At 68.4% G+C, this 13,769-nt stretch carries 15 protein-coding genes, 1 pseudogene and 1 riboswitch; of the genes and pseudogenes, 6 read left to right on the plus strand and 10 right to left on the minus strand.

What is annotated here, in order from left to right; all coding sequences use genetic code 11:
• Positions 1 to 33: 33 nt before the first annotated feature.
• From ABIE00_RS19965 to ABIE00_RS19975, 3 genes are all read right to left on the minus strand, one after another.
• Positions 34 to 561, minus strand: coding sequence for a SixA phosphatase family protein (locus ABIE00_RS19965; protein WP_331571857.1), 528 nt, complete (start codon positions 559 to 561; stop codon positions 34 to 36).
• 53 nt (positions 562 to 614) lie between these two features.
• Positions 615 to 1,490 (minus strand): winged helix-turn-helix domain-containing protein, encoded by an 876-nt coding sequence (locus tag ABIE00_RS19970; RefSeq protein ID WP_354262408.1) that lies wholly within the window; start codon positions 1,488 to 1,490, stop codon positions 615 to 617.
• Positions 1,491 to 2,191: 701 nt separating this feature from the next.
• Entirely contained in the window at positions 2,192 to 2,692 is a 501-nt protein-coding gene (locus ABIE00_RS19975; RefSeq protein WP_354262409.1) for a hypothetical protein, read from the minus strand.
• 274 nt (positions 2,693 to 2,966) lie between these two features.
• On the opposite strand from ABIE00_RS19975, the gene ABIE00_RS19980 reads away from it, so the two are divergent.
• From ABIE00_RS19980 to ABIE00_RS20000, 5 genes and pseudogenes are all read left to right on the plus strand, one after another.
• Positions 2,967 to 3,707, plus strand: a complete 741-nt coding sequence (locus ABIE00_RS19980) for a response regulator transcription factor (RefSeq protein ID WP_354262410.1) — start codon at positions 2,967 to 2,969, stop codon at positions 3,705 to 3,707.
• Positions 3,708 to 3,710: 3 nt separating this feature from the next.
• Entirely contained in the window at positions 3,711 to 5,342 is a 1,632-nt protein-coding gene (locus tag ABIE00_RS19985) for a sensor histidine kinase (RefSeq protein ID WP_354262411.1), read from the plus strand.
• Positions 5,343 to 5,446: 104 nt separating this feature from the next.
• Positions 5,447 to 5,601, plus strand: a riboswitch (cyclic di-AMP (ydaO/yuaA leader).
• Positions 5,602 to 5,606: 5 nt separating this feature from the next.
• Positions 5,607 to 6,416, plus strand: coding sequence for an aggregation-promoting factor C-terminal-like domain-containing protein (locus ABIE00_RS19990; RefSeq protein ID WP_354262412.1), 810 nt, complete (start codon positions 5,607 to 5,609; stop codon positions 6,414 to 6,416).
• 247 nt (positions 6,417 to 6,663) lie between these two features.
• Positions 6,664 to 6,915, plus strand: a pseudogene (locus ABIE00_RS19995) (glycosyltransferase family 2 protein); the annotation flags it as partial.
• Positions 6,916 to 6,934: 19 nt separating this feature from the next.
• Positions 6,935 to 7,819 (plus strand): hypothetical protein, encoded by an 885-nt coding sequence (locus tag ABIE00_RS20000; RefSeq protein ID WP_354263527.1) that lies wholly within the window; start codon positions 6,935 to 6,937, stop codon positions 7,817 to 7,819.
• Here ABIE00_RS20000 and ABIE00_RS20005 read toward each other — a convergent pair.
• The 4 genes from ABIE00_RS20005 to ABIE00_RS20020 form a co-directional block, all read right to left on the minus strand.
• Positions 7,750 to 8,430 carry an HAD-IA family hydrolase gene (locus tag ABIE00_RS20005; protein ID WP_354262413.1) on the minus strand — a complete coding sequence of 227 codons (681 nt, stop codon included), beginning with the start codon at positions 8,428 to 8,430 and terminating at the stop codon, positions 7,750 to 7,752. The genes ABIE00_RS20000 and ABIE00_RS20005 overlap by 70 nt on opposite strands.
• 45 nt (positions 8,431 to 8,475) lie before the next feature.
• Positions 8,476 to 8,853: a VOC family protein gene (locus tag ABIE00_RS20010; RefSeq protein ID WP_331571876.1), complete on the minus strand. Its 378-nt coding sequence runs from the start codon at positions 8,851 to 8,853 to the stop codon at positions 8,476 to 8,478.
• An 84-nt stretch (positions 8,854 to 8,937) separates the two neighbouring features.
• Positions 8,938 to 9,573: a uracil phosphoribosyltransferase gene (upp, locus tag ABIE00_RS20015; RefSeq protein WP_354262414.1), complete on the minus strand. Its 636-nt coding sequence runs from the start codon at positions 9,571 to 9,573 to the stop codon at positions 8,938 to 8,940.
• Positions 9,574 to 9,585: 12 nt separating this feature from the next.
• Positions 9,586 to 10,419: a phosphatase PAP2 family protein gene (locus tag ABIE00_RS20020; protein WP_354262415.1), complete on the minus strand. Its 834-nt coding sequence runs from the start codon at positions 10,417 to 10,419 to the stop codon at positions 9,586 to 9,588.
• A 60-nt stretch (positions 10,420 to 10,479) separates the two neighbouring features.
• On the opposite strand from ABIE00_RS20020, the gene ABIE00_RS20025 reads away from it, so the two are divergent.
• Complete coding sequence (locus ABIE00_RS20025; protein WP_354262416.1) at positions 10,480 to 10,995, plus strand: nucleoside deaminase; 516 nt, start codon at positions 10,480 to 10,482, stop codon at positions 10,993 to 10,995.
• Positions 10,996 to 11,004: 9 nt separating this feature from the next.
• Here ABIE00_RS20025 and ABIE00_RS20030 read toward each other — a convergent pair whose 3' ends face one another.
• Genes ABIE00_RS20030 through ABIE00_RS20040 form a run of 3 tightly spaced genes read right to left on the minus strand, consistent with a single transcriptional unit; the run spans position 11,005 to position 13,766 of the window.
• Entirely contained in the window at positions 11,005 to 12,228 is a 1,224-nt protein-coding gene (locus ABIE00_RS20030) for a DNA glycosylase AlkZ-like family protein (RefSeq protein ID WP_354262417.1), read from the minus strand.
• A gap of 3 nt (positions 12,229 to 12,231) precedes the next feature.
• The gene (locus ABIE00_RS20035; protein WP_354262418.1) at positions 12,232 to 13,362 is read right to left on the minus strand and encodes a glycosyltransferase; all 1,131 of its coding nucleotides are present in this window, start codon (positions 13,360 to 13,362) and stop codon (positions 12,232 to 12,234) included.
• A gap of 5 nt (positions 13,363 to 13,367) precedes the next feature.
• Positions 13,368 to 13,766 carry a 6-pyruvoyl trahydropterin synthase family protein gene (locus ABIE00_RS20040; RefSeq protein ID WP_354262419.1) on the minus strand — a complete coding sequence of 133 codons (399 nt, stop codon included), beginning with the start codon at positions 13,764 to 13,766 and terminating at the stop codon, positions 13,368 to 13,370.
• Between the last annotated feature and the right edge of the window lie 3 nt (positions 13,767 to 13,769).

Consider the following 13,769-nt stretch of genomic DNA (forward strand, 5'->3'; position numbering starts at 1 on the left):
GACAAGCGTACTCGCCCGCGCAAGGGTGCGCGGCTAATGGGCGCGCGGGACCTTGAAGTGCGTGAGCCGGGCGTCCTGGCCATCCAGTTCAGCCCAGGGCTTTTCCGTCTCCAGCACCGTCAGCCCGCTGGTGGGGAAGCGGGTGGCGGCATCCATGTAGGCGTCGTGGTTGGAATCCCGCGATGCCAGGTGCATGGCCAGGTCCTGCACACCGGGCATATGGGAGATCACCATCAGCGTGGTCACGGTGTCCGGCACATGGTTGATGACCGCAAGCATGCGCAGCGCGGAGGCGCCGTAGAGGCCGTCCTCAAGTTTCGGCGTCGGGGCCTTCTCACCGAGTTCAGCGCACACCCACGTGCACGTCTGCCGTGTCCGCAGCGCACTGGAGCACAGGATGAAATCCGGGACGATGTTGTGCTTGAGCAGCCATTTACCGGCAAGCGGGGCCTCGCGGTGGCCGCGTTCCTCCAAGGGGCGCTCGTGGTCCGCCACTCCGCCCGGCCAGTCGGCCTTGGCATGGCGCATCAGGACCAACCGCTTCTTATGGTGCGCACTCATGAACTCACCCTACTAGCCGCGGAGCCCAGTGCCCGGTGCGGCGTTAGGGATGACTAGATCGAGTACTCCGGAGCGGCCCAGACAACAACCTCGGGGTGCTCGTAGAAGCGGTAGCCCTGGCCGCGGACCGTACGCACGGTGTTGGCGAGGCGGCCGAGCTTGGAGCGCAGGCGGCGGATGTGGACGTCGATGGTGCGCTCGTTCGGCACTTCTTCGGCGTTGCGCCACAGGCCCTCGAGCAGTTCGTCGCGGCCCACGGTACGGGTGCCGTTCTCCACGAGGTAGTTGAGGAGTTCGAATTCCTTGAAGGTCAGGTTCAGGGACTCGCCGTCGAGGTGTACCTCGCGGCGGGCGAGGTCGATCAGGACACCGGAGGGACGCGGGTCCTGGGCCGGCTGGACACGGGCAGTCTCTGTGCGCTGACGGGCATTGACGGTGGGATCGCCAAAGGTGGAACGGACGACGTCGAGCGCGGAACCGGGGGCGCTGGCCGGAGCCACAGCGACGGCGGCGTAGCTCTCGGCGCCGGTCACCAGCGACTGGGCGTAGGCCCGGATCTCCTGGGCAAGCTTGGCGATCGAGGTGCCGGCGGCGGCCGCGGTTTCCTCGTCAATGCCCATGTACAGGACGAATCCGCGGGCGACGTTATCGTTCGGCACGGGGCGGACAGGCGCGGTGGCAGCCGGGGCCACGAAAGGGGTGGGCGCGGTAAGCGGCGCGGCTTCCTCGGCCTGCACGGCGCGCAGCTGGCCGTAGGAGTTCGGGTTGTAGCCCTGCGGCGCGTAACCGGGTGCGGCGGGAATGCTGTTGGCCTGGCCTCCGGGAGCGAAAGCGGGGCGGGCGCCGAATCCCTGGCGCAGGCCCTGCGCCTGACCTGCCTTGTTGGCGTTACGGACTGAGATGTGGACGTATCCGGATGCAACTGACATGAATGCTTACCTCAATGTGAATGGCCGTCATCGCGGCTCGAATGCTTGGGTCCCCGCAATGATTCTGGGGAGGGGCGCCCTACGCTGGGCTGGGGGCGAATGCCTAAAAACTTCGTGGGGTGGTGAAAGTTAGGCGTGCATTCGACAACAGCGCATGTCGGCAGCAGCGGGTGTGCTGGACCAATATTCTGCGGCTGCAGGTGCTGTTGAGTTCTTGTTCACATTTGAAAGTGTGCAACGTAACAATGAAAACTTGCAAGTAACAATGGACGGAACTGTCCGCATGCTGAGACAAACGGCGTGTTTGTGTGATAAATCACAGTTTTGCCAGCGGCCGATTTTTTGATTCTTTTTTCCGAACGGACGGTCGGAAAGCCGCTTCTACAGAATCTTCTTCGATTTCCCAGTGAATACGCGCTGAATATTCAATGACATCTGAAATGCCGGAAACCGGCAGCCGCGATACGCCGATTGTCCAGCTATGACGCAATCCGGAGCGGGAATTTTCGGCCCCAGCGCGGGTTGGCGCTCCGGTCAAATCAGATGAACGACGGCGGCAGCGCCCGTTCAGCCTGGGCGCTGCGCCTTCCCGTATCAATCACACCGGCTGGCAATCAGCTGGTCTGGCCCGTGCCGCTGGTTCCGCCCGGCTGCGTGCCTCCGGTGGATCCGGCAGTGCCGCTCGCCAGGTCGCCGGCCGCTCACTGCTGGCGCCTCTGCAGCAGGTTGCCCACCACTGTGGCATCGCTGAGCGTGTAGGTGCGCGTGAAACTGTCGACACTCTTCACCGTGACCGAACCGGAGGAAACGCCGGAGACGGTGCCGATCTGCGCCACCTTGGTGACGTACTCCCCGTTCTCCTCGAGGACGTACTCCGAATGGACCGCCGCAGAAACACCGCTGCCCATGCCGCCGAGGCCGTTGGGCGCGAAGTCGCCTCCCTGGCCGGGCACGGTTCCGCTGCCCGGCGCCTGCATGCCGCCCGGACCTCCCATCGACCCGCCATCCTGTGGCAGGCCACCCTGGGCACTGCCCTGGCTCAACCCGCCCTGCGTTCCACCCTGCGCCAAGCCGCCCTGGGCACCGGCGGCCGTTCCGCCGGCAGCGGCAGCGTTGCTGCCCAGGCCGTACACCGCGGCTCCTGCGCCAGCGGCCAGCACTGTGGCAGCACGGCCACGACCAGCCCGCGCTTCATGGTCCACGGCTTGCCGTTGGCCGCCGGTCCGCGGGCTTTTCCGGCCGACGGCGGCACTCCCCAGCCTTCGCCGCCGGCCGGCGGCGGTCCTGCCCACTCGGCACCGAAGCCGCCGTCGGCCGGGGCCTGGCCGCTGCCGACGCCGCCTGTGCGGCGCAGGAGCCATGGCTGTGGCCTGAAGAATGCCTACACGGCGCCTTTCAGCTCGCTAGGCTGGGATTCACAGCCGGCGCACAGGGTTGCCAAAGCGGCGGCTAAACACCAGGACGGAGAGTTGTCACATGGCCACTTCGCACTCCATGACCAACAACCTTCCCCAGCTGACCCACCCGGACGGATCCCCCATCCGTGCCCTCGTGGTCGACGACGAGCCGAGCCTCTCGGAACTCATGAGCATGGGCCTGCGCATGGCCGGCTGGTCGGTCGCCGTCGCTGCCGACGGCCCCGAGGCCGTGAAACTCGCCAAGGAGTTCCGCCCGGACGTGCTGGTGCTTGACGTGATGCTTCCCGGATTCGACGGCGTCGAGCTCCTCGGCAGGATCCGCGCCTTCGCGCCGGAGGTCCCGGCCCTGTTCCTCACCGCCAAGGACGCGGTGCAGGACCGCATCCTGGGCCTCGCCGCGGGCGGCGACGACTACGTCACCAAGCCGTTCAGCATGGAGGAAGTCCTGCTGCGCCTGCACCGGCTGGTCCAGCGCTCCGGCGTGGCCGCCATGGATTCCGCCGAGCTCGTTGTGGGCGACCTCGTCCTGAACCTCGACACGCGCGAAGTCACCCGCGCCGGCGACGAACTGCAGCTGACCGCCACCCAGTTCGAGCTGCTGCGCTACCTCATGGAGAACCCCAAGCGTGTGGTCAGCAAGGCCCAGATCCTAGACCGGGTGTGGAACTACGACTTCGGCGGCCAGGCCAACATCGTGGAGCTGTACATCTCCTATCTGCGCAAGAAAGTGGATGCCGTGCACCCGCCGATGATCCACACGGTCCGCGGCGCGGGTTACGTCATCAAGCCGGCAGAGTAGGCCGTGGCAAACCTTTCCGGTGCAGTCCGTACCCAGCGCCGAAGCTGGCTGAAGCCCGGTACCTGGCACCTGCGCACCCGTCTGGTCCTCGTCGCCATGGCGCTTCTGGTGGCCATTTGCGCTGCTATCGGCCTCTTCAGCTACGCCTCAATGGACTCCTTCCTGACCCGTCAGCTCGACGATCAACTCACCGGAGCCGCTGACAGGGCCCGGGACTTTGGCCGCCCACCGCTCGGTTCCGCGGGCAACAGGCCCGACCCCCTCGAAGGCCGGGGCCAGCGGGTGGGCACCCTCGTGGCCAGGATCCAGTCCGGGCAGGTCAGCGCCGGCTTCCTGGCATCGGATGCCACCCGCAAACCGCTCTCGGCCGCCGACAACCAGACCCTCCTGGAGCTCCGCCGCGACGGCATCCCCGTCGACCGCACCCTGTCCACCGGGGCCTACCGTCTTGTTGCCGCCCAGACGCCCTATGGCGACGTCATGGTGACCGGGCTTCCCGTGGCCGAGAAGCAGAGCACCCTGACGTCGCTGGTCTGGACCATCACCATCGTCTCGCTGGGCGGACTCGTGCTGATCGGTCTGGCCGGGACGGTGCTCATCCGCCGCACCATGAAGCCGCTGGAGCAGCTCTCCGAGGTGGCCACGCAGGTGTCGCGCCTGCCGTTGGATGCCGGCGAGGTGGCACTCGCCGTCCGCGTCCCGCCGTCGAACGCCCATCCCGGAACCGAAGTGGGCAGTGTGGGGCACGCCCTGAACCAGATGCTGGACAACGTCTCCAACGCGCTGGAAGCGCGGCAGGAAAGCGAAATGAAGGTGCGGCAGTTCGTGGCGGACGCCTCGCACGAGCTCCGGACGCCGCTCACGGCCATCCGCGGCTACACCGAGCTGATGCGCATGACGGAAAAGTTCACCCTGGACGGCCAGCGCTCGCTTGCACGCGTGCAGAGCCAGTCGGAGCGCATGACCGCGCTGGTGGAGGATCTCCTGCTGCTCGCCCGGCTCGACGAGGGCCAGCCGCTCAAGCTCAGCGATGTCGACCTCACGCAGCTCGTGATCGAGACGGTCAGCGACGAGAAAGTCATGGCGCCGGACCGGGCGTGGCACCTCGACCTTCCCGAGGAACCGGTGTCCGTCCGGGGCGATGCCTCCCAGCTGCACCAGGTCCTCGTGAACCTGCTCTCCAATGCCCGCAAGCACACCCCGCCCGGCACTACGGTGACGACCGGAGTGATGCGTTCGGCCGACGGCAGCGCTGTGATTACTGTCACGGACGACGGCGCCGGCATCCCGCCCGAATTCGTGGACAAGGTCTTCGCGCGCTTCGCCCGCGCAGACGCCTCACGTGCGACACCGGTTCAGTCACCCCTGGCGCCTGCATCCGCAGCGGCGATGGGCTCCGCCGCCGTGGGAGCAACCGCGGGCACGGCCCTCCATACCGCGGATTCGCGGGGAGAACCAGGGGCTTCGCAGGGAGAACCGGGGGTGGCCTCGGCAGAGGGAACCAGCGGGCTGGGCCTGTCCATCGTGCAGTCAATCGTGGAAGCGCACGGCGGCACGGTGGAGGTCACGTCCCGGCACGGCCGGACGGAATTTGCCGTCCGGCTGCCCGCGCAAGGCGCCGCGCCGACGCCATGACTCCCGTTACCTAAATGTGACTTAATCAAAAGCCTCCTGTACCGTCGATAGCGTGCGGCCGCCACTAGAGCCGCATGTCCGGATTGACGCCCAGCTCTGCCGCTTCCCGGATTCCGCTTAGATCAGGCAGAGGCGGGGGAACCAGAGTCCCGGGCTTTCCGCATCAGCCCTTGGGGTGAAGCCGACACGTGAATTTTCCGTGCGGCCGGATGACCTCATCCGAACCCGACAGCTAACTCCGCAGGTGTTGAGAGGCAATCCACCATGTCTGAATTTAAGACTCAGGCGCGCCCTGAACGCGCCTCCAAGCAGTCCGGCACCAAGATTTCCCGTCACCGCGCCGAGCCTGCCAAGCCTAAGACTGGCCTTGGCCGTTTCGCGGCAGGCCTTCCGTCCTTCGGGCGCCGGGCAGCCGTCCTGACTACTGCCGCCGCCGTACTCATCGGCGTCGGCGCTGCCGGCCACGCGGCCGACCAGGCTACGCCTTCCGCCGCCGAGCCGGCCGCGGCCATCGCTGACGCCGGGCAGACGCTGAGCTTCGACAGAACGCTGATCTCCGCCTTCCCGGCCCCGTCCGCGGCGTCCATCGCACCGCAGTCAGCCACCAAAGCCACCGCCAAGGCTGCCCCCAAGGCCACCAAGGCTGCGGCTCCGAAGGCAGTCACCAAAGCTGCACCGAAGGCCGCTCCGGCTGCCAAGGCCGCGCCCGCCGTCAAGGTGGCCGCCAAGGTCGCTCCCGCGAAGGCCGCTGCGCCTGTTGCCCTGAACGATCCCGCCGGCGCCCAGGCCTACGCGGCCAGCAAGCTGGGCTCCTTCGGCTGGTCCGCAGACCAGATGCAGTGCCTGAAGCGGCTCTGGACCAAGGAATCGGAATGGCGCACGACGGCCACCAACGCGAGCAGCGGCGCCTACGGCATCGTGCAGTCACTGCCCGCCGAGAAGATGGCGACCGCCGGGGCGGACTACCGCACCAACTACCGCACCCAGATCAAGTGGGGCCTGGACTACATCAAGGAGCGCTACGACTCCCCGTGTGGCGCGCTGAACTGGCACCTCGCCCACAACTGGTACTGACCGGTTGCCGCGGCCGGACCGGCTGACGGCGAGCATTTCTGCACCGCTTTAGGGCGCCCGGCTTGAGCGCCAGGGCCCCTGATCCGCCAGGATCCGGGGCCCTTTTGCTGTCCCAGGCTTCCCGCGGCGGAAAAAGAGGTGCAGAAATGCGGCCGCCGCCGTTCGGAAAACGCAACCGAAATACTTCCACAGCCCCTGCACAGCTTCGCCCTAAAACCCTCATAACAGCGGCCGCCACTGTTGGTGCATGACCATCACTGACCAGGACTCCGGAACCCAGCCGCACCCACCGCTGCACCTCCAGCCGCACTCGCCCCATGGAGCCGGCGCGGCCGGACACGCCCCGGTGCACACCCTCATCAAGCACACGCGGCGGTCGCCCATCGACACCTCCACCGCGGTACCGGTCCTGGACGTGACCATCCCGGTCTACAACGAGGAGCGCGACCTGGGGGAGTGCCTGCGCCGGCTCCACGCCTACCTGCGAGGCACCTTCACGCACTCGTTCCGGATCACGGTTGCGGACAACGCGAGCACCGACGGCACGCTCAAGGCCGCTGCCGTCCGTCCTGATCCTCGCCGGCGCCCTGCTGTGGATCGGCAGGCGGGCTCCGCGGACGGATGCTGTCCGGGCCTCGGCGGTGATCTGGGGCCTGTGGGTGGTGGTCACCGGGCTGACGTTCAGCTTCATGGCCGGCATCATCCATCCGTACTACATGGTGGCCCTGGCACCGGGAATCGCCGGCCTCGCGGGCCTCGGCGGCGTCCTGCTCTGGCAGCGCCGTTCCCTGCCGGCAGCGGCGGTGCCGCTCGCCGCAGCGGTGGCAGCCGCCGGCGCCGTGGCCTTCCAGCTGCTGGGCCGCTCCCCTGCCTATGTCCCTTGGCTCCGCTGGCTGGTTCTGGTCTCCGCGCTGGAGGCCGTGGTCCTGCTGCTGCTCCCGTTCGCGCCTTCCGGCGGGGCTGGCAAGGCGCTGCGGCGCAAGACGGCGGCTGCCGCTGTTGCCGCGGCACTCGCCGCGCCGCTGGCCCACTCCCTCACCACCGCGGCAACTGCGCATTCCGGTGCGATCGTCAGCGCCGGACCGGCCGCAACGGGAACCCGCGGCAACTTCGCCGGGCTGGGTAACTTTGGCCGGCAGGGAACGCTGGCCGGGCCGGGCACGCTCGCGAATCCCGGCACGGCAAACTCCACCCGTACCCCGGGCGGATTCGGCGGCCGAGGGTGCGGCATGGGCGGCCTCCTGGGCACCAGCCGAAACCGTCGGCGGCGCCACGGTCTACGATCTGTCCTGACGGGGCCTGTCCGTGCGGCCTCTGGGCTGGACGCGCGGGGCTACAGGCGCAGGGAGATCGCCGGGCGCCCGTCCTCGCCGGTTTCCACCGACGCGGACACGGAGGTGTAGTCCGGAATGTGAAGCACGCCGTCGGGAAGGACGCCGGTGTTCGGGCCCACCGCGACGGTCCGGATGCCGGCGGCGACTCCTGCGGCGATGCCGGCGGGAGCGTCCTCGAACACGACTGCTTCCGCGGGGTCGGCCCCGAGCAGGGACGCGCCAAGCAGGTAGCCCTCGGGGTGCGGCTTGCCGCGGGACACGTCCTCGGAGGTGATCACCGCCGCCGGAAGCTCCACCCCGGCCGCCGCCATCCGGACGGTGGCGAGGTCGCGCGAAGCCGACGTCACCAGGGCCACGGCGTCGGCCGGCAGCGACTCCAGCAGCTGCAGCGCCCCCGGCACCGCGACAATGCCGTCGGTCTCGGTCAGTTCCATGCGTCCCAGCTCGGCGGCCAGCGCGTGGATATCGGCGCCCTCCGGAGCGAAGCGGCGGACCGTATCCAGCGCCTGCACTCCATGGGAGGTGCGGAGGATTTCGGCGATATCAAGGCCGTAGCGCCCGGCAAATTCGGTCCACACGCGCTCCACGATGGCTGTGGAATCAACGAGCGTGCCGTCCATGTCGAACAGGACGGCACGGGCTGTCAGCGTGATGGTGGCGGACTCGGCAGGAAAGCTCATGCCTTCCATCCTGCCTCATCCTGTCCCCAGACGCGCTGTTCGGGTTCAGCCGTTCGGCCGGTTGGGCAGGTACTGCACTGCCCATTTGTTGCCGTCCGGGTCGGCGAAGTAGACGAAGTGGCCCCAGTCCTGGACGTCCACGTCACTGACGTCCACGCCGTTCGCCTTGAGCTGGTCGTGGGCTTTGTTGATGTCGCTGACCACCAGCTGAAGGCTGGGAGCCGTGCCCGGAGGGGCATCGTTGAGGCCCTCCCCGATGGCGATCGAGCAGCCCGAGCCAGGCGGGGTCAGCTGGACGAAGCGCAGGCCGTCCATGGGCCGCTCGTCGTAGTCGGCGTTGAAACCGACCTTGTTGACGTAGAAGTCCTTGGCGCGGTCCACATCGGACACGGGGACGAACACGAGTTCAAGTTTCCAGTCCATGGTGCACAGGCTAACCGGGGCGCACTGCCCTCCGGAAGACCTCCGGCGGCGAACTTTGGGTGTGGTGCGGGACTGTGGTGTGGTTTAGCCGGCGATGCCGTAGAGCCGGTCGCCGGCGTCGCCCAGGCCCGGCACGATGTAGGCCTTCTCGTTCAGCTTCTCGTCGATGGAGGCGAGGACGATAGTGACGTTGGCGTCCTGGAGTTCCTCCTCCAGCTTGGCCAGGCCCTCCGGCGCGGCCAGCAGACAGATGCAGGTGACATCGGCGGCGCCGCGCTTGAACAGGAACTTGATGGCCTCACGCAGAGTACCGCCGGTGGCGAGCATGGGGTCCAGAACGAAGATCTGCCGGCCCGAAAGGTTGTCCGGCAGCCGCTCGGCGTAGGTGATGATGTCCAGGGTTTCCTCGTCGCGGGCCATGCCCAGGAAACCCACTTCGGCGGTGGGGACCAGTTTGGTCATGCCCTCCAGCATGCCCAGCCCGGCGCGCAGGATGGGGACCACCAGAGGGGTGGGCTTGGTGAACGCGGTGCCCACCGTGGTGGCCACCGGGGTTTCGATGGTGACTGGCTGGGTGCGGACGTCGCGGGTGGCCTCGTAGGCGAGCAGCGTGACCAGTTCCTCGGTGAGCTGGCGGAAGACCGGCGAGGGGGTGTTCTTATCCCGCAGGACGGTGAGCTTGTGGGCGACCAGGGGATGGTCCACGAGGAGTGTGCGCATGGGTCAAAACTATCACCCGGGGCTTGGCTCCCCGCCCCGGTTTCCGGCTCCTGACCCGGCACCGGGAGTCCCCTGGAGACGCTCCGCCCGCTCGGCTTTGCTGTCCTTGAGATGGGCCGGATGCTCGAATGTGGGCGCGGGGCCCGCGTGCTCCCGCCGGCGTACGACATGGAACAGCCGGTGGGCCAGGATCACCACGGCAACCCAGGCCGTCCCGATCAGCCAGGCGGCCATCACGTCCGTCAGCCAGTGGTGGCCGAGGAACACGCGGCTCAGTCCCATGGCGAGAATGAACACTGCCCCCGCGATGATCACCCACGTCCGCGCGGAGGTTTTCCGGAACTGCAGGCACACCAGATACACCACGATGCCGATCACCACGGTGGTGTTCAGCGTGTGCCCGCTGGGGAAGGAGGGCGAGAACTCGAAGGGCGGAACGGCGTCGATGTGGTCAGGACGGGTGCGGCCCAGCAGGGTCTTGCCCACACTGGTGGCGGTGACGGAGACCGCCGCAGCGCCGCCGACCAGGATGAGCGGCCGCCAGCTGCGGCTGACGTAGATCAGCCAGGCAACGAGGATGCTCGCCAGGATGGGCATGCCGATACCGCCGCCGATGTTCGTGAAGGCCGTGACGGCCGAGTCGAGGCCGGGGTTCCGGTACTCCTTGGCCAGCTGGAGGGCAGGCTTGTCCAGTCCCGAGACGCCGTTCTGGTCCACGACGCTGTCGTATACCTCGGCGCTGAGGAGCGTCAGGACAACCACCAGGAAGCCGCCGATGACGAGGGTGATCCACAGGGCCGCGTAGGGCCCCAGCCACCTGCCGTACCGTTCAGTCAGGGACTTCATCGTTACTCCCGGCGCTTGCCTTGTCCGTTGGTAAGTACCCTTCGAAACTATCATTGACCCATGGCCCCGGCAGATCCGCAACACCTGGAATGGATGGGCCTTGCCCTCCAAGAAGCCCGGCGGGCCCTGACTACCGAGGATGTGCCGATCGGCGCCGTCGTGATCGGTCCGGACGGATCGGTCCTGGGCACCGGCCGGAACGAGCGCGAGGCCCTCGGGGACCCCACCGCGCACGCCGAGGTGGTGGCCATCCGCCAGGCCGCCGCGCGGCTGCGGGAACGCGCGGCTCTGGACGGCGGCAGCGGCGATGGCTGGCGGCTGGAGGACTGCACGCTGGTGGTGACCCTGGAACCGTGCGCCATGTGCGCCGGAGCGATCGTCCTGGCCCGGATCCACCGCGTGGTGTTCGGTGCGTGGGATGAGAAAGCGGGGGCCGCGGGCTCCGTGTTCGACATTCTGCGCGAGCGGCGCCTGAACCACTGGGTGGAGGTCTACGCCGGCGTGCAGGAGGAGGAATGCGGGGTGCTGCTGCGGGAGTTCTTCGCCGCCCACCGCACCGGGAGTAAGCCCAACTGACCCGGCCGGTTAGCCGGCGGCGTCCAGTGCGTCGATCCGTTCCTGCCGGGACGCGGGCGAGTCCAGGCTGAAGGAGCGGAAGTCGCCCAGGTCCTCCCGAATCCACGCCTCGACCTCGGCGATGCGCCGGTCGACGGCGGGCGTCCGGCCCGCAAAGAGCCACGCCGCGATCCTTTCGTTGCCGGGATCATACTGCCAGAGTCCGATGATCCGGCCGCGGTCAAAGATGGGGTGGTCCGGCAGGTCCGCCTGCAGCGCCAGGGTGGTGTTCAGCAGCTTCCGGTCCCTGTCCTCGTCGGCAAAGAGGTCACCCGCGTTCCGGCGATGCAGCACGAGCGAATCGGTGCCGGCCAGCAATTGGATCTGTTCGCCTTCCGGCGGGCTGAAGTCGGCGAGGCGTTCGACGTCGGCCGGCAGCATCCAGAGCACGTCGCCGGCGGCGGTGGGAACCTCCACGGCCCCGACGGCGGCGAGCGCCGCCTTGCTGTCAGTAAGGGTGAAGCCGGTGAACCACTGGGATTGCTTGATGGTGGCGCCGCCGGTCCAGCCGAGGTAGCGGCGGATCAGTTCCTCGCGGGCACCTTCGGGACCGAGCCGGCTGGGCGGCAGGCCCCACAGCGTGTAGGCGTAGCGCTGCTGGTCCAGCCGCCCGTTGACCGGAACGCGCCGGATCCGGCCATCCGCCTGCAGCAGCCCCAGAGCTGTGGGCAGCGTGGTGGCGGCCCCTTTCTTCTTGCCTTCCTCGCCCAGGTTCCGGACCGACTCCCCCAGCTCATCCTTGAGCTGCCGCGGGTCCAGCGGACCGTCCGCCTCGCCGAGGACATGCAGGATCTGTTCCTCCAGCAGCGTGATCTCGCCGCGGTCGACGCCAAGCCTGGCCAGTACCCGGAAGGCCTCTTCAGCGTTTTTGCCCAGGCTTAGCGCCCAGTCGAAGTCCTCCCGGCCCAGCACGTAGGTGCAGCCGCGGGCGGTGGGCAGTTCGTGGATCCGGAGTTCGCGGACGTCCGTGTCCACCTGGTCCCGGCGGAGTCCGGCGCGGGCGAAGAGGGTGAGGTACGGGTTGGCGCCGCCCACCGACCTCGCCCAGCCCGCCGCGGCGAGCACCTCCTGGGACGTGCGGCCGTCGAGCGTGCCGTCCAGCTCCTGCCGGTGCCAGGCCCAGGCACGGAGCAGCTCCGGGGTGAGGGCGGAGGCAGATTCCAGGGTGGCGGCAGACGGGACGTGGCTGGTCATGCCTCATTCTCCATCAGCGAGCGGTTGCGAGGAATGGCCTCCCGGCGATGCTTCCGGCGCCACGTGGCCGTGCACCTGCCGGGCAGTGGCGTCCCAGCCGGGCAGGAGATCCCGGCCGGCGAGGGCGCGCCGGCGCCATTCGGCGCGTAACGCGGGGTCCGTGAGCCAGCTGCGCAGCAGGATCGCCAGCGGTTTGGGGTTTCCTTCGGCAGAGTCTTCGAGTTCGACGACGGCGCCGGGCAGGGCGGGCTCCGCACCTTCGGGAGTCCCTGGAACTGGTTCCGCCCCCAGTCCCAGCGCCTCCACCGCCCCGGTGCCGGCCCGGACGATGACCGGCACCCCGCGGGCCACCGACTCGGTGACAGCCATGCCGAATGCCTCCACCTTGGAGATCAGCAGGCTGAGATCGGCGGCGTGCCACTGCTGTTCCAGCGCTTCGCCGGTCAGTTCGCCCGGGAGCTCCACCCGGCCGCCCAGCCCGTGTTGTTCTACCGCCGCTGCGACCTGGCGGGCGTAATCGGTGTCCGCCGTGTCCGAGCCGACGAGGGCTGCCGTCCACTCGAGGTCCTGCAGCAGGGCCAGCGCGCCGAGGAGGATCAGCTGGTCCTTATTCGGCAGCAGTGCCGCCACGGCAAGCAGGCGCGGCGGTTCGGATCCGGCGGCCACCTGGCCTCGTTCCGTTCCGGGCAGCGCCGCGCGGATGCCGGCCAGGCCGTGCCGCCGGGTAATCTCGGCGGCGGCCGAACCGCTGGTGCAGATCACGCCGGCAGCCGCCCGGAGTGCCCGGACTTCCAGGTCCGGGTGTTCGTCGAGGGGCATGTGCAGCAGGACCCATGGCGCGTGGCCGGCGGCGGCGGCCGCCTCCATCGCGTCAGGGGCGCCGGAGGCGACCAGACCGTCAACGATGGTGACGGTGGCGGTTCCTGCCGTGGTTCCCGTCGTGAGCAGGCCGGCCAGCCGCCGTCGTTCCTCCTTGCTGCCTACCGGCCAGTAGCCGGCGACCGGCTGGATGGTCACCTCGGCACCCAGGTGCTCGAGGCCCTGCGCCAGGGCGGTGTTGTAGACGTTGCCGCCTGAGTTGTGGCGGATGTTTCCGGGAACCAGGAGCCGGATGGCCGGCGGCGGGGACGGCATGGCGGTCAGCGGTGGTCGAACTCGAGGGAAAAGCTCGCCCAGGCATCCGGGTTTTCCCGCAGAGTGACGTCCAGGCCGGCGAGTTCCCGGCCGTCGTTATCGTCACGCAGGCGCTCCGCGACAGCGCCTGCGATGTACTGCGCCAGTGCCTCCGTGGTGCTCAGTTTCCCGGCGAAGTCCGGGTGCTCGTCCAGGTTGCGGTAGTTGAGGCCGGCCAGGACTTCCTCGATCATGCCGCCCGCAGCGCCGATGTCCAGCACGATGGCGTCGTCGTTGAGGGCACGACGGCGGAACGTCACCTCTGCCACAAAAGTTGCCCCGTGCAGTCCCTGGGCAGGCCCGAACGCCTCCCGGGGAAGGCTGTGGGCGATCATGAAATGGCGGCGTACGGTCAGGCTGAACAATGG

This window comes from Arthrobacter sp. OAP107 (assembly GCF_040546765.1).
Lineage (GTDB): Bacteria > Actinomycetota > Actinomycetes > Actinomycetales > Micrococcaceae > Arthrobacter.